A 24,610-nucleotide genomic window follows, 5' to 3' on the forward strand; every position below is an offset into this window, starting at 1 on the left:
GTTTCATTACGGATCAGGATACTCATGTCGCAGACGCTTTCTGTCTCTTCTGCTGCCGAAAACTCTCCTTCGGGCACAGATCGGGTGATCGACCCGAATATCGGCGAATATTCTCCAGTCGAGGATGTGGTCCGCAAGACAGGAGATCTTCGGCGCGTTCTGGCCAACCCCGATTACTGGTATCCGGTCGCCTGGTCCCGCGAACTCAGGCGCGGCAAGACTATCGGCACGCGGTATGCGGGGCAGCCGATCGCGCTCGTGCGCCCGATGGACGGCAGCGTGTTCGCGCTGGAAGACCGGTGCGCGCACCGACAGGTTCCCCTCAGCCTCGGCAAGGTCAGCGGTGAAGCAGTGCAGTGCTGCTATCATGGCTGGGCCTATGGACGCTCCGGGCGATGCATCGACGTGCCGTATCTGGGCAAGGGCAAGCTGCCGAACGGCGTGCGGACCTATCCGTGCCGCGAAGAAGGCGGCCTGATCTTCATCTTCCCGGGCGATCCCGCGAAAGCCGAAAGCACGCCGTTTCCGCAGATGGGATCGGTTGGCAATCCCGAATACAAGACGCGCCGTTTCGGCGAGACGGTCGCGTGCCATTACAGTTTCATGCATGAAAACCTGATGGATATGAACCATCAGTTCATGCACATGAAGCAGATGGGCCAGATGAAACCCCGCTTTCTGGGCGGGCGGGACGAACCCACACTGGTCGAGGCGCGCTACAGCTTCGCGCGTACCGGCGGCAAGCAGCCCTGGGGCGAGACGTTCATTTTCGGCGAGCGCCGCGACGCGAGCGAGAAATACGCTCATAAAGACGTCATGACGATCCGGACGGAATATCCGTACCAGACACTCCGCATCGCCACGGGCGACGAACCGCCGGTCATGGATCTGTGGATCGTCTATGTCCCGCAGGATGTGGAACAGAAGACCTGCCGTGTCTTCGGACTGCTCTCGATCCGTCGCCCGAAGGCCAAGCTGGTTCTGGACATCGCCTGGCCCTTCCTGGTTGCGTTCACGGAGCGGATCTTCAAGGAAGACCGGGATATCGTGGAGTTGGAACAGGCTGCGTGGAACGAACAGGGCGGCGACCGCAATCAGGAAGTCTTCCCGGTCATCAACATGCTGCGCCGGCTTCTGGCCCGATGCGGCGTTCCAGCCGACAAACCTACAGCCCAGCAGGTTTCACAATCCTGACATGACACCTGAACTCAAGGCAGGGGGCCTCGTTCTGCGCGCCCTGCAGCCGGAAGACGCCCCGGCCGTCCATCGTCTGATCAATGACTGGAGCGTCGTGCGGATGCTCAGTCGCCTGCCCTTTCCGTATCCGCGCGATCTGGCGGAACAGTGGATCGACTCCACCCGTCATGACAGCGCGCAGGGCAGCGCACATCATTTCGCCATCACCCGTGACGGATCGCTTCTGGGCGCAATCGGTCTCGTGCTGTCTGACGACCGGCGTTCCGGATCGCTGGGCTACTGGCTGGCTCCGAGCGCATGGGGACAGGGCCTCACCACCCAGGCGGCCCGGCGCGTGATCGAATGGGGGCTGACGGTCCTTCGGCTGGAGAAAATCACAGCAGATTCAGCGCAGGACAATGCAGCCTCTCTGGCGGTTCTGACCAAGCTTGGTTTTGCAAAAACAGGCACATCCAGCCGACGCTTCGTGTCACGCGGGCAGGATTGTCCTATTGATCTGCTCGAACTGCCCCGGACGACATTTCTTTTGGAAGCGCAGCCACCAACTGAAACTCCTGTGCCGCCGACCGAAGCGGTTCCTGTCGCTATGGAACCACCTAAGCCGCGTACGCTGCTGGTCGTGGCCGCAGCACTTCTGGACGCGCAGGGACGGATTCTTCTCGCCAAAAGACCGGAAGGCAAACGTCTGGCAGGACTTTGGGAATTCCCCGGCGGCAAGGTCGAGCGTGATGAGACGCCAGAGCAGGCGCTGATCCGGGAAATGCGCGAGGAACTCGGACTGGATCTGACCGGTTCCTGTCTGGCGCCGTTCACGTTCGTCAGCGAAAATGCCGGACCGTTTCATCTGCTGATGCCGCTTTATGTGGTGCGGCGCTGGCGGGGTGTTCCCACCCCGCGTGAAGGCCAGACTCTGGAATGGGTGGCCGCCACCGATCTGGGCCGTTATCCCATGCCGGACCCGGACCTTCCGCTGATCCCGCTTTTGCAGGAGCTTCTGGGCTAGGTCAGCCGTTCAGACGGAAAACCTGCTGATCCACACCTGCGACATCCGTGCGAAACACGAACAGCGAACCGGCCTGCGGCTCCTTCGCAAGCGTTTCCGCATCCAGTCCTTTGCGTGCCGTTGTCACGAAAACGGTCTTCAGGTCGTCGCCACCGAACGCGACCTTGGTCACGTTTGTAACCGGCATGGGAATAGACGAAAGCTCCGTGCCATCCGGCCTGAAACGCGCCACGCGCGAGCCGCCCCAGACACCGGACCAGAGCGTCCCTTCGCTATCGGTCACGATTCCGTCGGGATATCCCTGTTCCAGCCGCGCAAAAACCCGCTCGTTCGCGAGTTCGCCATCGGACTGGATATCAAAGGCGTAAATCGTCTGTTCCGGGCTGTCACAGACGTAAAGCGTCTTCCCGCATGGGGACACGGCAGGCCCGTTGGAAACGGTATAACCTTCATCATGATGGGTTATGTTCAGGCCGTTCCCTTCATGCACAACGCGATAAATCGAGCCGGAAGGCTGCTCCTCGCCGTCATCCATGGTCCCGAACCACAGACGTCCCTGTGGATCGACACAGCCGTCATTCAGGCGGTTGCCGGGTTTTTCAGGCTCAACAAATTTATGATCGGAGAAAGCACCTGTTCGCGGGTCGAAACGGCGCAGACCGTCAGGCATGCCCGCCAGAGATGTCCCATCTTCGACCGGCAGGAGAAAGGCCACACGGTCCGGTGCACTCCAGCTTTCATGAGCCCCTGTCTCGGGCGTGAAACGGTGAATCCTCGCTTCGGGGATATCGACGAAATAAAGGGATTGTTCGCCTGGAATCCAGACAGGGCCTTCCCCGAGTGTTGCACGCAGATCCAGGAGGCATTCGGGCTGATGGAGCGGGCTGGTGGTCATGGTTCCTCCTGATGAAAACCAAAATGCGGGACGGGTTTGTTCTCGACAACGCGGGACGACCCGTTACGTTCTGTGGCGAAGACTATCAGGAGCGGACAAATGCTTCAAAAAACTGCCTGTTTTCTCGTTATTGGCAACGAGATTCTCTCGGGACGCACACAGGATGCCAATACGCGCGTTCTGGCTCAGGCGCTCAACGCGCAGGGAATCCGGCTCATGGAAGTCCGTGTCATTCCCGATATCAAAGACTGGATCGTCCGGACCGTCCGGGAGTGTAGCGCGGCATTCGATGTCGTCTTCACGTCAGGCGGGATCGGGCCGACGCATGACGACATCACGGCCGAATGCGTCGCCACGGCCATGGGGGCACCACTGGTCCGACATGAGGAAAGCTTCCGGTTGCTGGAGGCAGCGCTTGGGGCGGATCGCTTCAATGTCGCCCGTCAGCGCATGGCCTATCTACCGGAAGGGTCAACGCCAATCCTCAACACGGTTTCCGTAGCGCCCGGTTTCAGCATCGGCAATGTGCATGTGATGGCCGGAGTGCCGTCGATTTTTGCCTCCATGGTCGCATGGCTGGTTCCACAGATGGAGAAGGGCGCGCCCCTCGTTTCCGCAAGCTGGCATGCCGCGGGACTGAAGGAAGGCGATTTCGCGTCCGATCTGGCAACGTTGCAGGAGAACTTTCCGACGATTGATCTCGGCTCCTATCCCTATCACCTGCCGGATGGGGCGAGTGGCGTAGCCCTCGTGGCCAAGGGTTATGACAACGCGATCGTCGGTCAGGCCGCACAGGCGATCCATGATCTCATCATGGCGCATGGACGTGAACCCCTGTCGGGTGAGCCTCCACACAAACAGACGGCCTGAAAAAACAAAAGCCGCTGCACGAAGCAGCGGCTTTCATGAAGACCTCAGTGAAGAGGTGTGCGGGTCATGGACAGGAACTTGTCCCGACGCTTCTGGATCAGCGCCGGTCCTGTCAGTCCCTTGAGGGACTCGAGTTCTTCGGAAATCGCATTCCCGATAGCCGTTACAGCTTCTTTCGGCGCGCGCTGGGCGCCACCGATGGGCTCGGGGACAATCCGGTCGATCAGGCCGAGGGACTGAAGATCCTGCGCGGTGAGCTTGAGAGCTTCTGCGGCGGCAGGGGCCAGCTTCGGATCCCGCCACAGAATGGAAGCTGCGGCTTCCGGCGAGATCACGGAATAAATCGAATGTTCGAGCATCAGGATGCGGTCACCCGCACCGATGGCGATGGCACCGCCCGAACCACCCTCGCCGATCACGGTCGCGATCAGCGGTACGGGCGCCTTGAGACACACGTCGATCGACTTCGCGATGGCCTGGGCCTGTCCGCGCGCTTCGGCGTCGATTCCCGGCCAGGCACCCGCAGTGTCGATGAAGCTCAGAACCGGCAGGCCGAAGCGTCCGGCCATTTCGATCAGGCGCTGTGCTTTGCGGTAACCTTCGGGACGGGCCATGCCGAAATTATGCTTCAGACGCGTCTCGGTGTCGTGACCACGCTCGGTACCGACAATGACGACCGGCTCTCCGCGGAAACGGGCCAGACCACCGATCATGGCGTCATCGTCACCGAAGGCGCGGTCGCCGGACAGGGGGGTGTAGTCTGTCGTCAGCAGACGCACGTAATCCAGTGCCTTGGGGCGCTGGGCGTGACGGGCCACCTGCACTTTCTGCAACGGCGTCAGCTTGGAGTACGTTGAGCGGAGCTGCTTGTCGGCCTTTTCGGACAGACGGGCAATCTCGTCATCGATATTGATGCCGCTGGTGCCTGAGGCCTTGCCCTGGCTGCCCATCTGGCGGAGTTCGTCGATTTTGGTCTCGAGTTCGGCGACCGACTTCTCGAAATCTAGGAATTGGCGCATGGCCGCCCGATAGCACGCCTGCGCGCCGGGAAACAGTCCCTGAGACAGGCGGAATGCTTCTGTCAGTCTTCCGCGAGCGCAGATACCCCTTTGCGGGCGAGCGGATGATGCGCGCTCACAGCCTGTCGCAGACGTTCGGACATGACCTGCGTATAAATCTGGGTTGTCGCGATATCCGCGTGCCCGAGCAGCATCTGAAGCGCCCTCAGGTCCGCCCCATGCGCCAGAAGATGACTGGCAAAAGAATGCCTCAGAACATGCGGGCTGACGCGGTCGGGGTCGACACCGGCCTTGAGGGCGCAGGCGAGCAGGATCTTGTCGAATCCCTGCCGCGTCAGAGGTTTTTGCGGATTGCGTCCCGGGAAAAGCCACGGACTTCCCAGATCCCTGTCAAAATGCACAAGCTGGTCGGCCGCCTCCCGCGCGCTCCGGGACAGAGGCACCAGACGCTCCCGTCCGCCCTTGCCCCGCACCAGCAGCATGGGACCGCGCACATGGACGCAGGTCGCGGGCAAAGCGAGAAGCTCGGAAATGCGCAGCCCCGTCGTATAAAGCAGTTCCAGCGCAGCCCGGGAGACGACGTCCCGGCGTTCGTTTTCATGTCCTTGTGTGCCGGTTTCGAGCAGGAGGCGGATTTCAGCCTCGTCGAGCGGTCTGGGCAAGGAAGATCCAATTTTAGGAGCCTGCTGCCGTTCGGTCGGATCGTCTTCCCGCACCGACTCGAGCATCAGGAAACGATAGAACTGACGCAGACAGGACAGCCGTCGCGCTGCGGTTCGTGCCGCCAGACCGGCGCGGGACAGTTCGGCCAGATAGGACTGAACCTCCCTCCCCTGCGCGTCGCAGAGGGACATGGGCGCGCAGTGCGCCGCAAAATCAGCGAGATCGGAGGCGTAAGCCTGCCGGGTTTTCAGCGCCGCGCCGCGCTCGGCAGCCAGCATCTCAAGAAAGGCCTCGACATGCCTGCTGTCACCGGAGCGCGACACGACAGGATGCTCAGTGTCGGGGAGCGGAAGCCGGTGCGACCGGAGCGGCAGGCATGGACTGCGCTGGAGCAGCCTTGGGAGCAGGCATTGTTGGCAGTGGAGTCGAAGGGGTCAGGGGCGCGGCGGCAGTAGCAGCAGCCGGGGCTGCCGGAGTCGTTCCAGATGCAACAACAGAGGCAGCCGGGCTCTGGGCCGTCGTCTGAACCGCGGTCTGGGCCGCAGGCACGGGCGGCATGGCCGGAAGTTCTGCCTGCGGCGCGGTGGAGCTTGCGAAAGCCGCACCCGACAAATCCTTGTGCACCATGGTCTGCTCCGGCGGAGTGGCAGTCATGCCCAGACGCAGAAACGCTCCGCCAGCGCCCAGAACGAGAAGGACGGCAATAGCTCCGCCAATGAACGGCAGGCGGAAAATGGAACGATCAATATTGGCCATGGAAAAGGTCTCGAAGTGAGGGCAGGACGTGCCCCTTCTCCTATGATAGGTAGCAGGGCATGTCACGCCTGCCTTTCTCCCTTTCAGCCAAGTCGGAACCCTTTTTCTCATCCGATGGCATACCGTCGCGCACGGTTGTCCTCGTCGGGATGATGGGGGCTGGCAAAACCACTATCGGACGGCGTCTCGCCCAGATCTGCGGCCTGCCCTTCGTCGATGCCGACGTCGAGATCGAACGCGCCGCCGGAAGCTCGATTCCCGAAATCTTTGCCCGACATGGCGAAGCCGCGTTCCGGGACGGGGAACGGCGCGTCATCCAGCGCCTTCTTGATGGGCCACCGTGCATCCTGGCAACGGGAGGCGGTGCCTGGATGGACGCCCAGACCCGTCGGCTGGTGCGCCGTCATGCGGTCTCGATCTGGCTGCGCGCGCCCGTGCATGTGCTGGTCAAGCGGGTTGCAGGGCGCCCGGGGCGACCGCTCCTGGCCCAGGGACGTCCCGACGAAGTTCTGGAGCGGCTCGTCGGGCTGCGCTATCCGGTTTACGCCGAAGCAGACATCATTATCGATTGTGGAGACGAAACCGTGGAACAGGGCGTGCATCGGGTACGGGAAGTTCTGGAGGAATATCGCAGGCCGGAGACGGTGCATGTTTCGCTCAGCCATCACAGCTATGACGTGCTGATCGGGCCTGATCTCATTTCCCGTGCCGGCGCGCTGCTCGCCCCGCATCTCCCCCAGAAACGCGTGGTCGTCATTACTGACGGCATCGTGGCCGGCCTGCATCTGCCGCGTCTGCTGGCGTCTTTCGAAGAAACGGGCATCCGTGCGGACGTGATTTCGGTTTCCGGCGGCGAGGAGAGCAAATCCCTCGCCTGCTACGCCGATGTGATGAACCGGCTTCTATCCACGGGCATCGAGCGCAAGACGACCATTGTGGCGCTGGGAGGTGGCGTGGTCGGAGATCTTGCCGGTTTCGTTGCAGCTACGGCCCTGCGCGGACTGCCTTTCGTGCAGATCCCCACAACGCTGCTCTCACAGGTGGACAGCAGCGTCGGAGGCAAAACCGGGATCAACGCAGCGGCAGGCAAGAACTTGATCGGGGCGTTCCATCAGCCTGTCGCGGTTCTGGCAGACACGTCCGCCTTGGCCACCCTCCCAAGACGTCAGCGCATTGCCGGATATGCCGAGATCGTCAAATCCGGCCTGATCGCAGACCCGGACCTGTTCGCATGGTGCGAAAACTACGGGCAGAATGTTCTGGAAGGTGATCCTGCTGCACTTGCGGAAGCCGTTCGCCGCGCCTGCGCCTTCAAGGCCGCTGTCGTGGCTGCCGATGAAAAGGAACAGGCCACTGTCGGAGGGCGCGCCCTGCTCAATCTGGGGCATACTTTCGGCCACGCCCTGGAGGCGGAACTGGAATATGACGGGCGCCTTCTGCATGGCGAAGGGGTTTCAATCGGCATCCATCTGGCCATGGCGCTTTCCGTGGAACTGGGTTACGCCCCCGCCGAAGACCTGCATCGGCTGGACCGGCACCTGCGCAGTCTGGGTATGCCGGTGAGCTTTGACTGGTTCAGGGACTCGTTCTCGGCGGAAATACTTCTGCACCACATGACTCGCGACAAGAAAATGCAGGACGGGAAGGTTGCATTCGTCCTGCTGCGCGGGATCGGGAAAGCCTTCTCCACACGCGAAATTCCCGCAGAAACAGTGCGTAATCTGCTCGTAAGCGAGGGTTGCCGTCCGTGATGAATGTTAAAATTTCGTCATACCTCGGCTAAATAGCTGTTTTGCCACCGCTTTTGCATAGCTGCTTTCTGCGGGAGGCTCTGGCGTCGGCTGAAACCTTGAGCTAAGGCAGCATAGACGCGAGGCGTAGATCGTGAAGCGGGCGAAATGGATTGTGGCTTTTATGTCACTCCCCTTCCCCGAGTAGAGCTGGAACCCCCTGAGTGGCTTTGTCGCCGGGAACTCTGAGTTCTATATGCGCTTATGCATCGCGCTGGGTCCGTTGGTGAAAGCATTTTCCAACGGCTCGAACGTTAGTCACTAAGAGGACGAAAACATGCGTCTCCGCACGGCACTCCTTGCCATGACGTCGATGGTCGCCGCACCGTCGCTTGCCATGGCCAGCACGATCACCGGCCCCTATGTCGACCTGGGTGGTGGGTACAATCTGGTCCAGAACCAGCACGGTCACTTCTCGCCGACGACACAGGCCGATGGCACAGGCAGCAATGCCGGTTCCAGCTCCCAGTACCGTCACCATGACGGCTTCACCGGTTTCGGTGCATTCGGCTGGGGCTTCGGCAATGGTCTGCGCGTTGAAGTTGAGGGTCTGTACAACTACTCTCAGATCAACCACCGCGCCCACACTGCAGCAACGGGTTCCACCCGTGGTTCCGATCAGGCCTATGGCGGTCTCGTCAATGTCCTGTATGACATTGATCTCGCCAACTTTGGCCTGAACGTTCCTGTCACGCCGTTCGTTGGTGTTGGCGCTGGCTACCTGTGGCAGCACTACAACCCGACCACGACCCAGTACGACAACGGCAATGTGAACCGCATGGGCGGAACGCAGGGCAGCTTCGCGTACCAGGGCATCGTCGGTGCAGCCTATGACATCCCGAATGTTCCGGGCCTTGCTGTCACCACCGAATACCGTTTCATCGGTCAGACGTTCTCGGACGGCCCCTATCGCTCCACGGCGTATAACGGTTCTGGCGTCCACAAGGGCAACGTGAACTTCGACCAGCGCTTCTCGCACCAGTTCATCCTGGGCCTGCGTTATGCCTTCGACACGGCTCCCCCGCCGCCGCCGCCGGCTCCGGTCATCGTTCCGCCGGCTCCGACCCCGGCCCGCACGTATCTCGTGTTCTTCGACTGGGACAAGTCTGACCTGACGGGCCGCGCCCGTGAGATCGTTGCCCAGGCAGCTCAGGCTTCCACGCACGTCCAGACGACGCGCATCGAAGTCAACGGCTACACGGATAACTCCGCTGCCCATCCGGGCCCGCGCGGCGAGAAGTACAACCTCGCCCTGTCCAACCGTCGCGCTTCCAGCGTGAAGGCTGAACTGATCCGTGACGGTGTTCCGGCTGCTGCCATCGACATCCACGGCTACGGCGAGTCCAACCCGCTGGTTCCGACCGGCCCGAACACCCGCGAGCCGCAGAACCGTCGCGTCGAGATCATCCTGAAGTAATTCAGACATGATCTGACGCCGGGGTCTTCGACTTCGGTTTCGGAAAAAAGGCGTCCTTCGGGGCGCCTTTTTTTATGCGCTCATGTGGACTGAAAACAGAACGCCCTTGCATGCCTCTTTCCCAGCACGCTAGAGCCATCCCAACCCGCCCCACCGGAGACATACTCCTTGCGACGCAGCCGTATCTTTTATCCGCGCAGCCGCCCGGAAGTCATTGACCAGTTCCTGCGCTTTGGTACCGTGGGTGCAATCGGATTTCTTGTGGACTGGGGAACCGTCTCCCTGCTGCGCCAGCCGACAGGACTGATCGCAGCAACCCTGATTGCCTATTTCGTCGCGGCCACCGGAAACTGGTGCCTCAACCGCTTCTGGACTTTCCGGCTCTCAGCCGCCGACAACCAGCACATGATCCTGCAATGGCTCCGATTCCTGCTGGCCAATTCGTTCGGCTTTCTCCTCAACCGCGGAATGGTTTTCCTTCTATACGCTACGGTTCCGCTGACCGTGCATTTTCCTGCCTTGGCGCTGGCGGCGGGAGCGCTGTGCGGCATGGTTGCCAATTTCAATCTTTCGAGACGCCTCGTCTTTCGTGCTCAGACCCCGGAAACTCCGCTGGAACTCGTCCAGATGGCTGTAGAAATCCCCGCCGCCGGACTGACAGCACCGGAACCCGAACCGGACCTGTCGGGCCTTCAGGATCACAGCCTCAGATCGCATGACCGCATTGACTGACGGCTGCATTTCCAAGGCGGCCACAATAGTCTAGGACAGACAGCATATTTCCCTGTCTTCCCGGAACTGACGCTCCCTTATCATGACCAGCACCAACGATATCAGATCGGCCTTTCTCGAATACTTCGGTGCGCAGGGCCACCGCATCGTTCCTTCGGCGTCCCTCGTGCCGCAGAACGACCCGACCCTGCTATTCACCAACGCTGGCATGGTGCCGTTCAAGAACGTCTTCACCGGTCAGGAAACCCGCCCCTATTCCCGCGCAACCACGGCGCAGAAAGTCGTGCGCGCAGGCGGCAAGCACAACGATCTCGACAATGTCGGATACACGGCGCGCCATCATACGTTCTTTGAGATGATGGGAAATTTTAGCTTCGGGGATTACTTCAAGCCCGAAGCCATTGAATTTGCCTGGACGCTGCTGACCCGCGATTTTGGCCTTCCCAAGGACAAGCTGCTCGCCACCGTTTATGCGGAAGACGAAGACGCAGCAGAACTGTGGAAGAAAATTGCTGGTCTGTCCGATGACAGGATCATCCGCATCGGCACGTCCGACAATTTCTGGCGGATGGGCGATACGGGACCGTGCGGTCCGTGTTCAGAGATTTTCTACGATCATGGCGACAGCGTGTTCGGCGGTCCTCCGGGAAGCCCGGATGAAGATGGCGACCGCTTTGTCGAGATCTGGAACCTCGTGTTCATGCAGTTCCTCGATCAGCCGGACGGTTCTCGTGATTCTCTCCCCCGGCCTTCCATTGATACCGGTATGGGACTGGAGCGCTTTGCCGCGATCATGCAGGGCAAGCGCGACAATTATGATACCGATACAATGCGAGCGCTCATCGAAGCCTCGGCCGATGTCATGCATCAGGACGCGGATGGTGCTTTCAAGGCCAGCCATCGCGTTGTCGCCGACCATCTGCGCTCTACCGCTTTCCTGATCGCCGACGGCGTCCTGCCGTCCAAGGAAGGACGTGGCTATGTGCTGCGTCGTATCATGCGTCGCGCCATGCGCCATCTGCATATGATGGGCGCGAAAGAACCCGTCTTTTATCGCCTGCTCCCGGCGTTGATCCAGCAGATGGGCGCGGCCTATCCCGAACTGGTTCAGCATCAGGCACTCATTGCCCAGACGATGAAAGGCGAAGAAGAACGCTTCACAGCCCTCCTGGAACGCGGCCTCACGCTTCTGTCCGACGAACTGGATCGTCTGGGTGAGACGGAAGCCCTTCCCGGTGATGTGGCGTTCAAACTGTATGACACGTTCGGTTTCCCCCTCGACCTGACGCAGGACGCCCTGCGCGAAAAGGGACGCACGGTTGACGAAAGCGGCTTTGAAACCGCCATGGCCGAGCAGCGCAAGCGCGCGCGTGCGGCCTGGGTCGGATCGGGCGACACCGCTGCCGAGACGGTCTGGTTCGATGCGCGGGACAAGCACGGCCCCAGCGAGTTCCTCGGCTATGTTTCGGAAAAGGCCGATGCGGAAGTGCAGGGCATTTTCCGCGGCAATGACGAACTGGCTTCGGCGCCTGTCAGCGACGATACGGTTGCGATCCTGTTGAACCAGACACCATTCTATGGCGAAAGCGGCGGTCAGGTCGGCGATCATGGAACGCTGACGGCTTCTGGTTTGCGCGTCGAGATTACGGATACGCAGAAGCGTAACGGCGATCTGATCGTGCACTACGGCAAGGTTGTCGAAGGTACGCTGAAGCCGGGCATGGCGGTTCATGCCGAGATTGATCATGCCCGTCGCACGGCGGTTCGTGGCCACCATTCCGCGACCCATCTGCTGCATGAAGCCCTGCGCCGCCAGGTCGGAACCCATGTCACACAGAAGGGCAGTCTGAATGCACCGGAGCGTCTGCGCTTCGATATCAGCCAGCCACGTCCGCTGACGGAGGAGGAACTTGCGGCAGTCGAGGCGGAGGTCAATGCCCGCATCCGCGAGAATGCTCCGGTCGAGACGCGCCTGATGACGCAGGAAGAAGCCGTTGCGGAAGGCGCCATGGCGCTCTTTGGCGAAAAATACGGCGACGAGGTCCGCGTGGTGTCGATGGGCAAGGGCGACGATGATCGTACGGCCTATTCCATCGAACTGTGCGGTGGCACGCATGTGGGCCGCGTGGGCGAGATCGGACCGTTCCGCATCGTGTCGGAAAGCGGTGTCTCGGCTGGCGTACGCCGGATCGAGGCGGTCTGTGGTCTGGCAGCGGAAGCGCTGGCACTGGAAACCGAGAACCGCCTGAAGCAGATCGCGGATCTGCTCAAGGTTCCCGTGACCGACGCTGCCGCCCGCGTGGCCGCACTGCTGGAAGAGCGCAAATCCCTGACGTCCCAGGTTTCCGATCTTCAGCGCAAGCTGGCGACCGGCGAAGGAGCGAGCGCCACGGAAAGCATCAACGGCATCACGCTTTCGGCGCGCGATCTGGGAGATGTCAGCCCCAAGGAGCTCAAAGGACTGGCAGAAAGCATCTCCCAGCAGATCGGGTCCGGCGTGGTGGCGCTGATGTCCAATGCCGATGGTCGTGGCAGTATTGTGATTGCCGTGACAAAAGACCTGACGGACCGTCTGGATGCGGTCAAGCTCGTCCGTGAGGCGTCTGCTCTAATGGGCGGAAAAGGTGGCGGCGGACGGCCGGATATGGCTCAGGCTGGCGGTCCGGATGCCAATGCGGATGTGGTCTTTGCAATGCTGCGCACGACATTGGGAGCAGCATAAGCAATCGCATCATGGTATGTCAGGGCAGTGACAAAGCATGGGTTGGCCGGAATCATGCTTTACCTGTCCTGATAAAGCCTTCTAACTGCCCGGTAGTTCAAGATGAAGGAGAACACCATGGCCTGTGGTCGTGATACTCTGGCGAAACTGCTGGGCGGCGTCCGGAAATTCGAAACCGACGTTTATCCCGAGAGTGCGGAACTGTTCGAGAGCCTGGCCTCCAGCCAGTCTCCATCAACCCTGTTCATCACCTGCGCAGACAGCCGGATCAGCCCAAGTCTCATCACCCAGACAGAGCCGGGTGAGCTGTTCATCGTACGCAATGTCGGCAATATCGTGCCGGCTTATGGCGAAATGCTAGGTGGAGTATCGTCCGCGATCGAATATGCGGTCGGTGCGCTCAAGGTGAAGAACGTCATTATCTGCGGGCATTCCAACTGTGGCGCCATGGGCGCCCTGATGGATCTGAATTCCCCAAAGCTGGACAATCTTCCGACGGTCAAGAGCTGGATGCGTCATGGCGAAGCGGCCCGGGCGGCCCTTGGGAATCTCAAGGCCGAAGATGCCGGTCCGGAAGATATCCGTTCTCTGGCCGAATACAACGTCATGCTCCAGCTTGTGCATCTTCGCACCCACCCTGCCGTCGTACGGGCACTGGCGCAGGGCGAACTGAAGCTTCAGGGCTGGTTCTACGATATTCCCAAGGGCGAGATCCTCATCATTGATGAGAGCACCCGCAAGACACGCTCCGTCGAGAACGTGCTTGAGGAAATGTGCGCCACCGAAGGACAGGCGGCCTGAAACAGGCCACTGCTTCCATGCTGGCCGGTCTCATCGGGATCGGCAGCATGGGAACGGCTTCAGCACATATTCTGAAACTCTCGACCTGGAACATGGATTGGCTGACCCTGCGCCCTTCGGGCGATGAGGCGCTGCCCGATGATGTTCCAGGTGGAGAGCATCGCGATTTTTCAAAGCTCGCGGCCTATGCCAGACATCTGGATTCAGATGTTGTGGCCTTTGAGGAAGTGGACGGTCCGATCGTCGCTTCCCGCGTTTTCAGCCCCAAAACATACCAGATCGTCATGACGCCTGATGCGGTGGTGCAGAGGGTGGGGGTCGCCGTACGGCGCGATCTGCATGTAACAGTCAATGAAGAACTCTCTGCCCTCAATGTTGCTGCTCCAGACGCACCTCATCAGTTACGCGGCGGGCTGGATGTCACCATCAGCGACGCGCATGCTACTTTGCGCCTGCTGGTCGTGCATTTCAAGACGGGATGCTGGGACCAGCCGCTGAACCAGCGCCAGCACTCTTGCCCTACCCTGTACCAGCAGGTTCGCGTCATGCAGGACTGGATGCTCGAACGACAGGACGAGGGCGAGGCCTATGCCGTTCTGGGAGATTTCAACCGGCGCCTGACGCTGCATGACCCCCTGATGCAGCAGATCGAGACTGAAACGCCCGTGACACTGACGACTGCGGGCAAGGCCAGTCCCTGCTGGGGCGGCGAATATTTCATCGACCATATCCTGCTGGGCAATGCCGCACGCAACTGGCTCGTGCCGGACAGCCTGCGGGTCATGACTTACAGAAACGATACGATCCCCGCCGGACTTTCGGATCACTGCCCGGTTTCGGTCCGGCTGGACATGCCCTGAGAGGCGTTGCGGGCCCGGAGGTTCCGGTCCATGAAAGAGCTCTTTCCGCCGTCCTGTCCGGAGCGACCGATGCCAGATTTCCGATCCGCATGGTTCGTGACCCCTTTAGCCCCTCAGGTCAGGGTTCAGGTTGAGCGGGAAATGCCGGAACTGCCTCCGGAGATCGAAAGCCGTGTGACATCTCACTGGAACGCAGCACTTGCGCAACATCCCACGCTCTATAACGGGCGCGTTTTCTGTGCCGACGTGATCGGAGCAGAGATCATCAGCGGGCACTGGTCGGAATACCGGCGGGTTCTGGCCCAGATGCGGGACCCTGATATTTATGGACCCGAAGTTCTGCGTCCACTGGCGGTTGTAGGACTGCTGCGAACAACGGACGGGATCGTGATCGGGCAGCGGTCGGAGAACTCCATCTATCTGCCTGGATACTGGCAGGGCGCGCCAGCAGGGAATGTGGAAAGCCGCGAAGGTGAAACCCGGATTGATCTGGCCGCACAATTGGCGGCGGAATGTCTTGAAGAACTGGGGCTGACAGATGTGGCATGTCAGGTCGGAGCGTGTCTTCTGGCCTGCGAACATCCGCAGACGCATATCGTGGATGTCGGGATGAACATCACCACCTCGCTGGATTTCGAAACGCTGAAAGAGCGTTGCAGCCGTCTGGGCAATGCGGAATATCAAACATTGATGCTGATCCGGCCTGAGATGACACTACCCGCCCCCCTCGTCCCAACCCTGTCTGCCATGCTGGAGCAAAACCGATGACCTATCGTATTCTGGACGCTACAGGGCTGCGGGAATGGCTTGCACAGCAGCCGGATCTACCAGAGCGGCTTGGAGGTGAGGCTGCGGACTGGACCATCCGGGAGGTCAGCGACGGCAACCTCAACACGGTATTTCTGGTCACGGGTCCGACGGGGGCACTGTGCTGCAAACAGGCGCTGCCTCATGTCCGCGTGGCGCCGGACTGGCCCATGCCGCTGGAGCGGGCTCTGTATGAATCGCGCTATATGCAGACTGTGGCGCCTGCAGTTCCGGGGCTGATGCCGGAATTGTTCGCCTATGATGCCGATCTGTTTCTGATCGTCATGGAATGCCTGACGGTCCATGAAGTCCTGCGATCGGCATTGATCGCGGATCGGGCCGTGCCGGGATTTTCTGCCGTCATCGGGACGTATGTCGCCAGAACGGTGCAGGCGACGGGATGGGTGAACCAGCCATTCGAAACGGGCGCGCGCCTGCTGGAGCAGTTCTCCGGCAATACCGCCCTCACCCGCATTACGGTCGATCTGATCCTGACGGACCCGTATCGCGTCTGCGGCCGCAATCCGGCGCCGGAAGCCGGTCTGTGTGAGGATGTGAAAGCGCTTCAGAACGACCAGACGCTGCATCTTGCTGTCGGCCGACTTCAGGAGCGCTTTCTGACGGTAAGACAGGCGCTCCTTCACGGCGACCTGCATACCGGTTCCATCATGCTGGACGGTTCGGATGTGCGCGTCATTGATGGTGAATTCGCGACGATGGGGCCGATCGGATTCGATTGCGGGCTTTATCTGGGCAATCTGGCGCTGCATCTCTGCGCAGCACCCCACAAGGCTACGATGCTTCGAAGCGAAATGCTGGCCTTCTGGCAGAGCTTCTCAAAAGAACTGCGCTCTAGCCTCTCGAAGGAAGGTGGCGATCTGTGGGCGCTTTCCGGCCCTGCGGCTCGTCAGGACCTGATCGAGACATTCCTGAACGGCATCCTGCGCGATACGGCAGGGTTCTGCGGGCTCGAGATGATCCGGCGCACAGTTGGCTTTGCACAGGTCGCCGATTATGGATTGTGCAACACGGATGCAGCGCGCCTGCTCGCACGCCAGAAGGCGCTCCAGATCGGACGGACGCTGGTTGTGCAGGGGACGCCGCTGCGATCTTTTGCCGACATCCTGTCCCTGATGGGACTGTAAGAAAAACCCCCGCTCCTTACAGAGCGGGGGTTTTCCTCTCAGGCGGCTGACATGCCGATCTGCTTGATGTCGTGAAACGCCAGATCGGGGTTCATCTCGATAGTCCGGCGCATCATGAAGGAGGATGTTGCGAGGAAAACCGGATCTCCATCCAGATCATCGGCCATGGCGGAGCGGTTCATGTCCTGGAACATCTCGATCTTGGTGCGGTCTCCGGTCACCCAGCGGGCCAGCGAATAAGGCGTGCTCTCGAAGCCGATGGTCACACCATACTCGCCCAGAAGACGGGACTGGAGCACGTCAAGCTGAAGCGTTCCAACCACGCCCACGATCGGCGAAAGGCCGTCCTGCGGGCGGAAAAGCTGGACAACACCTTCCTCGGCCAGTTCCACGAGGGCCTGACGCAGCTTCTTGGCCTTCATGGCGTCATCAAGACGGACACGCCGCAGGATTTCGGGTGCGAAGTGCGGCACGCCGGTGAAACGCAGGTCTTCGCTCTCGCTCAGCGTATCGCCGATCCGCAATGTGCCGTGATTTGGAATACCGACGACGTCACCACCGAACGCCTCTTCGGCAAGCTGGCGGTCACGGGCAAAGAAGAACTGCGGCGTGTGCAGGGCGAACTGCTTGCCGGTCCGAACATGCTTCAGCCGCATCCCGCGGGTCAGACGACCGGAACAGACGCGGGCGAAGGCCATACGATCGCGATGGTTCGGGTCCATATTGGCCTGGATTTTGAAAATCAGTGCCGTAACCTGATCTTCGGAAGCCTTGACCTCGCGGGTTTCGGTCTGCTGCGCGCGGGGTGCGGGACCGTAAGCCACAAGCGCGTCGAGCAGGTCCGTCACGCCGATTTCCTTCATGGCCGAGCCGAAGAATACCGGAGACAGATGGCCCGCATCGAAGGACTCCCGATCGAACAGGGGCAGTGCAGCTTCGGCAAGCTCGACTTCCTCGCGCATCTGGATGATACGGGGGTCGTCTTCGCCGACGGGCTCTTTCGTATGCACTGTCTGCGTCCGCAGATCGTACGTGCCAATGAACTTGGCGGCGCGTCCAATCGGCCATGTGGCCGGAGACGTGTCCAGCGCGAGCGTGTTGGCAATTTCGTCGAGCAGCGCAAAACAGTCCTGTGCTTCACGGTCCATCTTGTTGATGAAGGTAACGATGGGAATGTCGCGCAGGCGGCAGATCTCGAACAGTTTGCGGGTCCGGTCTTCAATACCCTTCGCAGCGTCGATGACCATGACCGCACAATCCACGGCCGTCAGGGTACGGTAGGTGTCTTCGGAGAAGTCTTCATGGCCCGGCGTGTCGAGCAGGTTGAAGACGCAGTCGCCATATTCGAAGGTCATGACAGAGGTTACGACGGAAATGCCACGGTCGCGCTCGATGCCCATCCAGTCGGACTTCGTGCGGCGGCGCTCACCCTTGGCGCGGACATTGCCCGCCATCTGGATCGCACCACCCGCCCGCAGGATGCGTTCGGTCAGGGTCGTCTTACCGGCATCCGGATGGGAGATGATGGCAAAGGTGCGCCGACGTGCGATCTCGCGGTTAATTTCTGCGCTCAACGCCTCTGACATGATGCCTCCGGTAAAAAGAAAGACCCGGGACTGGAACCTTCATGGTGCCCAGACAGAGTGCCCAGGCAGGCAGATCACCGGGCAGCAGAAGCAGAGGACAACCCTGATCGAAGCCTATTCCATCGGGAGGCGGCAATGTGCAGAAGGACCCCTTCCCCGTCAAGAGACCGGAGGGCTACTCTTCCGGGAAATGCCGGTTTGGCGGCACCTCTTTCTAGTCCACGGTGTTCCCATGGGGTGCGATCCCGCTTCCCATCGGGCCGGATGTTGCATAGGCCTCGCCGAATTTCCCGATGGCGCTCCCTGAAACAGGGTCATGTAGACTGCCAGAATTAGAGATATCTCCCTTCCCGCCGGGCAGAACGCTGCGCAGGAACTGCCAGGCTTTTCCTGCACGCGTGAGACGGAGTGGGGGCGGCGCCATGGCCCGTGCCTGCGGGGCGTCCACATAATGCCCGGAACCTTCAGAGGTTTGCGCAGACGTCACGGCGTAATTCCGTGGAAGGTCGACCGGGACGTGCACTGGCGGGACAAAAGTATTGATCCCTCGGGAAAGGGCAGGCGCACTGATCAGCGCCGGAAGCATCAGGCATAATCCCCCAGCGGTAAGAGCGCGCATCCCCGGATCCTTTGCAAACGTCATGCAACAGTAATGACCAGTAGACTATCCGTGCAACAGGATACGGCAGCCTGCGGCTCGGGCACAAAAAAAAAGCCGGATGGGAGAACCCATCCGGCTTTTTCCGGTCGCATTCCGATCCGGGCAATAAAGCCCGGCTCAGGATCAGCGGGAGTAGAACTCGACGACCAGGTTCGGTTCCATCTGCACCGGGTACGGCACGTCCGAAAGAACGGGAACACGCAGGAACGTGCCCTTCATCTGGCGGTGATCGACTTCAACGTATTCCGGCGTGTCGCGCTCACCCGTCTGGACAGCGTCGAGCACAATGGCGAGCTGCTTGGAGGTGGAGCGGACTTCGATGACGTCGCCTTCCTTCACGAGGTAGGACGGGATGTTCACCTTCTTGCCGTTGACCGTAACATGGCCGTGGCTGATGAACTGACGCGATGCGAACGGCGTGATCGCGAACTTCAGACGGTACACAACGGCGTCCAGACGACGCTCGAGCAGACCGATCAGGTTCTCGGACGTATCGCCCTTGCGACGAACGGCTTCGTCATAATACTTGCGGAACTGCTTCTCGCTGATGTTGCCGTAGTAGCCCTTGAGCTTCTGTTTGGCCATCAGCTGGATGGAGAAGTCGGACGGCTTCTGCTTGCGGCGCTGACCGTGCTGGCCGGGGCCGTATTCGCGACGGTTGACCGGGGACTTGGCACGGCCCCACAGGTTGACGCCGAGGCGACGGTTGATCTTGTACTTGCTCTCAAGACGCTTTGACATGGGTTGACCCCTGTACTCATCAGAACCGCCCCATGCTGCATGGCGGTCCGTTTTGTTGTGCCGGTAGGCCCTCTCCCGGATTGGAAAGGGCGGGCGCGCACCCAGATGCCGGACCGGCGGGATTGCAGACTCCCGCGCTGTTGGACCGGCCGGTACGTCCACGTTTCCGGCTGTGCCGTCGCGCCTACAGGAGTCCCCGGACGGGGTCAATCAAAACCTGCTTGCAAGCCATGTCATTTTCTTGCAGTGGGGGCGCGGAAAGTACGCAACCACATCAACTCCGGCTGCGCTAACTGTCCGGAACTCCCCTTCGCTTTTTCCCGAGCACTCCTGAAGGGGAGCAACACGTTTTTTCGAGTTTCCGCATGAAAACCTACCGCTTCAATCCCAAAGCCGGCCGTATCGGCGAAGGTTCCCTCGAAGGACTGGTGCAGTCCCTTGATGCGCCTCTGCCCCCCAAGCCCGGGGAGAGCGTCATCAAGCGTGCCTTCAAAAGATTCGGCCTCGCCCAGATGCACATGTCCCATCTGGTGATCGACGACCGCACGATCTATCTGCGCGGCAAGGCGGACAACGCCAAGGACCGCGACCAGATGATCCTTGCGGCAGGCAATGTCGCGGGCGTCTCGGCGGTTGAAGCCGAAATCGCCGTTCCGGCCGGAACGCCGGAGCCGGAGTTTCTGGAAATCAAGACGAGCAAAACGCTGGACGAAGTGGCTGACAAGCTGCCGCAGGACATCACCGGCGATGAGCTGCTTGACGCAAATCAACCGCTTGTCACAGCCAAGGATGACATTTATCCGGGTCAGACCATCCGACTGCCGACCGAGAACTGATCTGTTCGTCGCGGCTCCTCCGAGATGGGGAGCCGCGACAACGTTTCACGATCCGGTACTGGCAGGACGGTCCTGACCTCCATTCCCGGAATTCCCCTTATGGACTCCATCGAACCTCTCGACGTCGAACGGGTGCGCCCACCCCACGGTGTCGGACCGGCCATGCTGTCCCTCATGCTGGCAACATTCACCATCGGCACCGGCGAATTCGCCATGATGGGTCTGCTGCCGGAATTCTCGCACTCCCTGAACATCACCATTTCGCAGGCAAGCTGGGCCATTTCGGCCTATGCCATGGGCGTCGTCATCGGTGCCCCGCTGATTGCGATCCTGGGCGCGCGCCTGCCACGCCGCACGCTCCTGCTCTGCCTGTTATGCCTGTTCATTGCGGGCAATATAGGCAGCATCCTGATGCCCAGCTTCGCGGGCATCGAACTCATGCGCTTCATCACGGGCCTGCCTCACGGGGCTTTCTTTGGCGTTTCGGCTCTGATCGGCGCGTCGATGGTCGAGCGTGCCCGACGCGGACGGGCGGTCGGACGGGTGCTGTCGGGCATCATGATTTCGACTGTTATCGGGTCGCCCCTCTCGACCTATGCCGCCAATCACGTGGGATGGCGCGTGGCCTACGGCACGATCGCGGCTCTGGGCGCCGTATGCTTTGTGGGGATCTGGTTCTTCGCACCGCGTGACAGGCCGCATCCGGGCGCAACCGCACTGACCGAACTCGGTGCGTTCAAACGCCCGCAGGTTCTGCTGACGCTGCTGACCAGCGCGGTCGGGTTTGGCGGGCTTTTCGGGATCTACACGTTCCTGACGACCGGCCTGACGGAGGTCACACAGCTTCCGGGCTGGCTGGTGGCCGTCTATCAGGTCGTGTGGGGACTGGGCATGGTGGCGGGCAATGCGTTTGGCGGGGCCATGGTTGACCGCAGCATCGACCGGACGGTGATCGTCTCCCTGACGGCAAGCATTGTCTTCATGCTAGGGTTCTGGCTGCTACTGCCCTCGCCCTACGCCATGCTGCCAGTCACTTTTCTGGTTCCGGCCGGGATCATCATGCTCTCCCCTGCCCTCCAGACCCGCCTGATGGAAGTCGCCGGGGATGCACAGACCCTCGCCGCCTCGCTCAACCATTCGGCGTTCAATCTCGCCAATGCCTTCGGAGCATGGCTGGGGGCGGTGCTGGTCAGCTCAGGGCTCGGGCTGGGATCCGTTGGCTGGGGCGGGGCGCTGTTCTCTGCGCTGGGACTGGTGATCTACGGACTCACGATGTGGCAGGCACGGGCTTGCGCATCACGCGAAGCAGCCTGATCCCGAAGGCCACACAGGTCGTGGCCAGCGCCAGCGCCATGCCGATCCAGAGGCCTTCCACGCCTACATGCTGGTGGAAGGCCAGCCATCCTCCGAACACCAGACCGACCAGACCATAGCTTGCCACGGCAATCAGCATCGGCGTCACGGCGTCTCCGCAGCCCCGGAGTGCGCCGCTGAAGACGCATTGCAGGCCATCCGCGATCTGGTAGAGCCCCGCAATTTTGAGAAGCGTCACGACCAGCGCCGTGGTTTCGGGGTCCGGCGCACGATTCGAGAAATAGAGCGGCAGGATCTTTTCCGGCCAGAGCAGCAGTAGCGAGGAAGTGGCCAAGCTCCACATCAGGACGATGCCGATTCCGGTCAGAGCCGCACGACGCCCCTGCTCCATGCGGCCCGCTCCCCGCCAGTACGCCACGCGCACATTCGTCGCCTGACCGATCGCCAGACACACCATAAACAGCAGCGAACTGACATTGACCGCCACCTGATGGGCCGCGAGGCTGTGTGTTCCGAGCTCACCGGCGCGCAGACTGGTGATCTGGAACATCAGGATTTCGGCCGCCGCCCCCATCATCATGGGACCGCCCAGCTTCAGCAGATCCTTCATGACAGCCCACTGCACAGGCGCGGGCTTCAGCACCGCCCGCACGCGCTCATGGGTCAGACAGAGGCCGAACAGGGCAAAACTGACGACCCAGCCGGTCAGGGTCGTCGCCGTTGCGGAACCGTAAAGCCCCATCGCGGGAAGCCCCGCCCAGCCGTGGATCAGCGCCGCATTGGTCAGCCCGTTGCAGATCGCCATGGCCGGCATGATCCAGAGCAGCAGCGTCTCGGCGCCCAGCGCCGGCAGCGCGACACGCAGCACCCCGATAACGGCCAGATCAGGCAGAAGTGACAGCAGCAGAATATCAATGAAGCGGCTGCCATGCGTGATCACTTCCGCCGGTTCGCCGATGGAAGTGAAGATGGTTTTTGAAAATGCCAGCAGCAGGGCACACGGAATGAAGACCGCGATGGCGAGCGCGAGCGTCGCGCTCATGACGCTGCGCCCGTCATGGGACGTGCGGCCATGATCCTGCGCGCCACGTCCATGTGACAGAAGCACTCCTGCCCCGCCGAGAACGGCCTGGAACGTCACCATCGTCGTGAAGAAGAACGTGCTGGACAGGCCGCCAATGGCAAGTTCCGTCACCCCGAGACCACCGAGCAGGACCGTATCCGTCACGCCCATCGCCATTTCGGAGAGCTGTGACAGGGCCAGCGGCAGCGCAATCCGCACGAGCGTCAGGGCATGGCTGCGCGGGGTTGTCGGATCGGACGGCGGATGACTGGAAAAGGTGCTGCTCATGCCCTCCTAATACAGGCGTCAAACCTGCCGACAAGAGTAACAAAGCCTGTTGCACCTGAACCAAGGCTGGCGCATTGATCGGCATATGGCCGATCCTGCTGCACACGTGCTCCGCCTGCACGACACCCATCTTCGCGAAAAGCGACCGTTCACGCCCCTCGATCCCGGGAATGTGCGCGTCTATTTCTGCGGACCGACCGTCTATGACCGCGCGCATCTGGGCAACCTGCGCGCCATGATGTGCGCGGATATCCTCATCCGTCTGCTGCGGACGCTGTATCCGCGCGTCACTTACGTCCGCAACGTCACCGACGTGGACGACAAGATCAACGCGCGCGCAAAGGAAAACGGGGAGGACATTTCCGCCCTGACCGAACGCACGACGCAGGCCTTTCATGAAGATCTCGCGTCGCTCTTCATTCTGCCGCCCGATATCGAGCCCCGCGCCACCCATCATATCGACGATATGCTGGAGATGATCGCGCAGCTGATCGAAACCGGACATGCCTATGAAGCTGAAGGGCATGTGCTGTTTGCAGTCCGCAGTTTCCCGTCCTATGGCGCGCTGTCCGGCCGCTCGCTCGATGACATGATTGCGGGAGCCCGTGTTGAAGTCGCGCCCTACAAACGCGATCCTGGCGATTTCGTGCTGTGGAAGCCCTCCGAGCCGGATCTGCCGGGCTGGGACAGCCCCTATGGGCGCGGACGTCCGGGCTGGCATATCGAATGCTCGGCCATGTCACACCGTTATCTGGGCGAGAGCTTCGACATTCATGGCGGCGGAGACGATCTGCTGTTCCCACATCATGAGAACGAACGCGCGCAGTCGATGTGCTGCCATCCGCATGGCAGGTTCGCCACGCACTGGGTCCATAACGGGATGCTGCTGTCGAACGGCGAGAAAATGTCGAAATCGCTCGGCAATTTCTTCACGATCCGCGAAGTGCTGGACCGCTCTCCCGCAGAGCCGCTGCGCCTGCTCTATCTGGGCGCGCAGTATCGCTCCACGCTGGATTTCAGCTGGGACAAGCTGGAGGAAGCCCGTCGGGTTCTGGACCGGCTGTACCGTGCCCTTGAACGCGGCGATGCCCAGCCGGGTGCCGCTGTTCCGGCAGCGGTCATGGACGCGCTATGCGATGATCTGAATACGCCGCTGGCCATCGCCGCCCTTCACCCGCTGGCGGATACCGCCATGCAGGGCGATCAGGATTCTGCCTCAAGCCTGCTGGCCGCCGGAAAAATGCTGGGTCTGTTCAATGTGACGCCTGCAGAGTGGTTCCAGTCCGGTGTGGATGCTGGCGCCATCGAAAAGCTGATCGAAGAGCGTCTTTCAGCCCGCAAATCCCGCGATTTCGCCCGCGCCGATGCCATCCGTGCGCAGCTTGCGGCAGATGGCATTACCCTTGAAGACGGCCCCGGTGGCACAACCTGGCGGAAGGCGTAA

Annotated in this window: 22 protein-coding genes; 14 read left to right on the forward strand and 8 right to left on the reverse strand. The window is 61.1% G+C overall.

Going from position 1 to position 24,610, the window contains the following annotated elements:
- The first annotated feature begins 24 nt into the window (after positions 1–24).
- Together HK22_RS07960 and HK22_RS07965 are read left to right on the forward strand one after the other, a co-directional pair.
- A complete protein-coding gene (locus HK22_RS07960; RefSeq protein WP_233142487.1) occupies positions 25–1,194 on the forward strand; it encodes an aromatic ring-hydroxylating dioxygenase subunit alpha in 1,170 nt (389 codons plus the stop codon).
- Between the two features lies 1 nt (position 1,195).
- Positions 1,196–2,200: a bifunctional GNAT family N-acetyltransferase/(deoxy)nucleoside triphosphate pyrophosphohydrolase gene (locus HK22_RS07965; RefSeq protein WP_086648892.1), complete on the forward strand. Its 1,005-nt coding sequence runs from the start codon at positions 1,196–1,198 to the stop codon at positions 2,198–2,200.
- 1 nt (position 2,201) lies between these two features.
- Here the strand turns inward: HK22_RS07965 and HK22_RS07970 are convergent, their stop codons facing one another.
- Positions 2,202–3,095: an SMP-30/gluconolactonase/LRE family protein gene (locus tag HK22_RS07970; protein WP_086648893.1), complete on the reverse strand. Its 894-nt coding sequence runs from the start codon at positions 3,093–3,095 to the stop codon at positions 2,202–2,204.
- Positions 3,096–3,194: 99 nt separating this feature from the next.
- On the opposite strand from HK22_RS07970, the gene HK22_RS07975 reads away from it, so the two are divergent.
- The gene (locus HK22_RS07975; RefSeq protein WP_086648894.1) at positions 3,195–3,965 is read left to right on the forward strand and encodes a molybdopterin-binding protein; all 771 of its coding nucleotides are present in this window, start codon (positions 3,195–3,197) and stop codon (positions 3,963–3,965) included.
- A gap of 44 nt (positions 3,966–4,009) precedes the next feature.
- Here the strand turns inward: HK22_RS07975 and HK22_RS07980 are convergent, their stop codons facing one another.
- The 3 genes from HK22_RS07980 to HK22_RS07990 all read right to left on the reverse strand — a co-directional run bounded on the left by HK22_RS07980 (position 4,010) and on the right by HK22_RS07990 (position 6,403).
- Positions 4,010–4,984, reverse strand: a complete 975-nt coding sequence (locus tag HK22_RS07980; protein WP_086648895.1) for an acetyl-CoA carboxylase carboxyltransferase subunit alpha — start codon at positions 4,982–4,984, stop codon at positions 4,010–4,012.
- 62 nt (positions 4,985–5,046) lie between these two features.
- Entirely contained in the window at positions 5,047–5,925 is an 879-nt protein-coding gene (locus HK22_RS07985) for a tyrosine recombinase (RefSeq protein ID WP_233142542.1), read from the reverse strand.
- A gap of 55 nt (positions 5,926–5,980) precedes the next feature.
- Positions 5,981–6,403, reverse strand: coding sequence for a hypothetical protein (locus HK22_RS07990; protein WP_086648897.1), 423 nt, complete (start codon positions 6,401–6,403; stop codon positions 5,981–5,983).
- 59 nt (positions 6,404–6,462) lie between these two features.
- Between HK22_RS07990 and aroB the strand changes: the two genes are divergently transcribed.
- From aroB to mtnK, 8 genes are all read left to right on the forward strand, one after another.
- On the forward strand, positions 6,463–8,154 hold the full coding sequence (gene aroB, locus HK22_RS07995; protein WP_086648898.1) for a 3-dehydroquinate synthase: 1,692 nt from the start codon (positions 6,463–6,465) through the stop codon (positions 8,152–8,154).
- A 316-nt stretch (positions 8,155–8,470) separates the two neighbouring features.
- Positions 8,471–9,610, forward strand: a complete 1,140-nt coding sequence (locus HK22_RS08000; RefSeq protein ID WP_062033616.1) for an OmpA family protein — start codon at positions 8,471–8,473, stop codon at positions 9,608–9,610.
- A gap of 168 nt (positions 9,611–9,778) precedes the next feature.
- Positions 9,779–10,342: a GtrA family protein gene (locus tag HK22_RS08005; protein WP_062033617.1), complete on the forward strand. Its 564-nt coding sequence runs from the start codon at positions 9,779–9,781 to the stop codon at positions 10,340–10,342.
- An 82-nt stretch (positions 10,343–10,424) separates the two neighbouring features.
- Positions 10,425–13,064, forward strand: a complete 2,640-nt coding sequence (gene alaS / locus HK22_RS08010; RefSeq protein ID WP_086648899.1) for an alanine--tRNA ligase — start codon at positions 10,425–10,427, stop codon at positions 13,062–13,064.
- Between the two features lie 117 nt (positions 13,065–13,181).
- Entirely contained in the window at positions 13,182–13,865 is a 684-nt protein-coding gene (locus tag HK22_RS08015) for a carbonic anhydrase (protein ID WP_062033621.1), read from the forward strand.
- Positions 13,866–13,882: 17 nt separating this feature from the next.
- Positions 13,883–14,725, forward strand: coding sequence for an endonuclease (locus HK22_RS08020; RefSeq protein ID WP_086648900.1), 843 nt, complete (start codon positions 13,883–13,885; stop codon positions 14,723–14,725).
- A 69-nt stretch (positions 14,726–14,794) separates the two neighbouring features.
- Positions 14,795–15,493 carry a hypothetical protein gene (locus HK22_RS08025; RefSeq protein WP_086648901.1) on the forward strand — a complete coding sequence of 233 codons (699 nt, stop codon included), beginning with the start codon at positions 14,795–14,797 and terminating at the stop codon, positions 15,491–15,493.
- Positions 15,490–16,677 (forward strand): S-methyl-5-thioribose kinase, encoded by a 1,188-nt coding sequence (gene mtnK, locus HK22_RS08030; protein ID WP_086648902.1) that lies wholly within the window; start codon positions 15,490–15,492, stop codon positions 16,675–16,677. Before HK22_RS08025 ends, mtnK begins: the two co-directional genes overlap by 4 nt.
- A 38-nt stretch (positions 16,678–16,715) precedes the next feature.
- On the opposite strand, the gene HK22_RS08035 is transcribed toward mtnK, so the two are convergent.
- The 3 genes from HK22_RS08035 to rpsD all read right to left on the reverse strand — a co-directional run bounded on the left by HK22_RS08035 (position 16,716) and on the right by rpsD (position 19,665).
- Positions 16,716–18,263 (reverse strand): peptide chain release factor 3, encoded by a 1,548-nt coding sequence (locus HK22_RS08035; protein WP_086648903.1) that lies wholly within the window; start codon positions 18,261–18,263, stop codon positions 16,716–16,718.
- 214 nt (positions 18,264–18,477) lie between these two features.
- Positions 18,478–18,882, reverse strand: coding sequence for a hypothetical protein (locus tag HK22_RS08040; RefSeq protein WP_233142490.1), 405 nt, complete (start codon positions 18,880–18,882; stop codon positions 18,478–18,480).
- A gap of 165 nt (positions 18,883–19,047) precedes the next feature.
- A complete protein-coding gene (rpsD, locus tag HK22_RS08045) occupies positions 19,048–19,665 on the reverse strand; it encodes a 30S ribosomal protein S4 (protein WP_062033641.1) in 618 nt (205 codons plus the stop codon).
- A gap of 365 nt (positions 19,666–20,030) precedes the next feature.
- Between rpsD and HK22_RS08050 the strand changes: the two genes are divergently transcribed.
- Together HK22_RS08050 and HK22_RS08055 are read left to right on the forward strand one after the other, a co-directional pair.
- Entirely contained in the window at positions 20,031–20,501 is a 471-nt protein-coding gene (locus HK22_RS08050; RefSeq protein ID WP_062033644.1) for a BON domain-containing protein, read from the forward strand.
- Between the two features lie 99 nt (positions 20,502–20,600).
- Positions 20,601–21,815, forward strand: a complete 1,215-nt coding sequence (locus HK22_RS08055; RefSeq protein ID WP_086648904.1) for an MFS transporter — start codon at positions 20,601–20,603, stop codon at positions 21,813–21,815.
- Here the strand turns inward: HK22_RS08055 and HK22_RS08060 are convergent.
- Entirely contained in the window at positions 21,769–23,166 is a 1,398-nt protein-coding gene (locus HK22_RS08060) for an MATE family efflux transporter (RefSeq protein WP_077802401.1), read from the reverse strand. The two genes, HK22_RS08055 and HK22_RS08060, sit on opposite strands and share 47 nt — an antisense overlap.
- 85 nt (positions 23,167–23,251) lie before the next feature.
- Here HK22_RS08060 and cysS point away from each other — a divergent pair, with 85 nt between their 5' ends.
- Entirely contained in the window at positions 23,252–24,610 is a 1,359-nt protein-coding gene (cysS, locus tag HK22_RS08065) for a cysteine--tRNA ligase (protein ID WP_086648905.1), read from the forward strand.

Source organism: Gluconobacter sp. DsW_056 (assembly GCF_002153595.1).
Taxonomy (GTDB): Bacteria; Pseudomonadota; Alphaproteobacteria; order Acetobacterales; family Acetobacteraceae; genus Gluconobacter; species Gluconobacter albidus.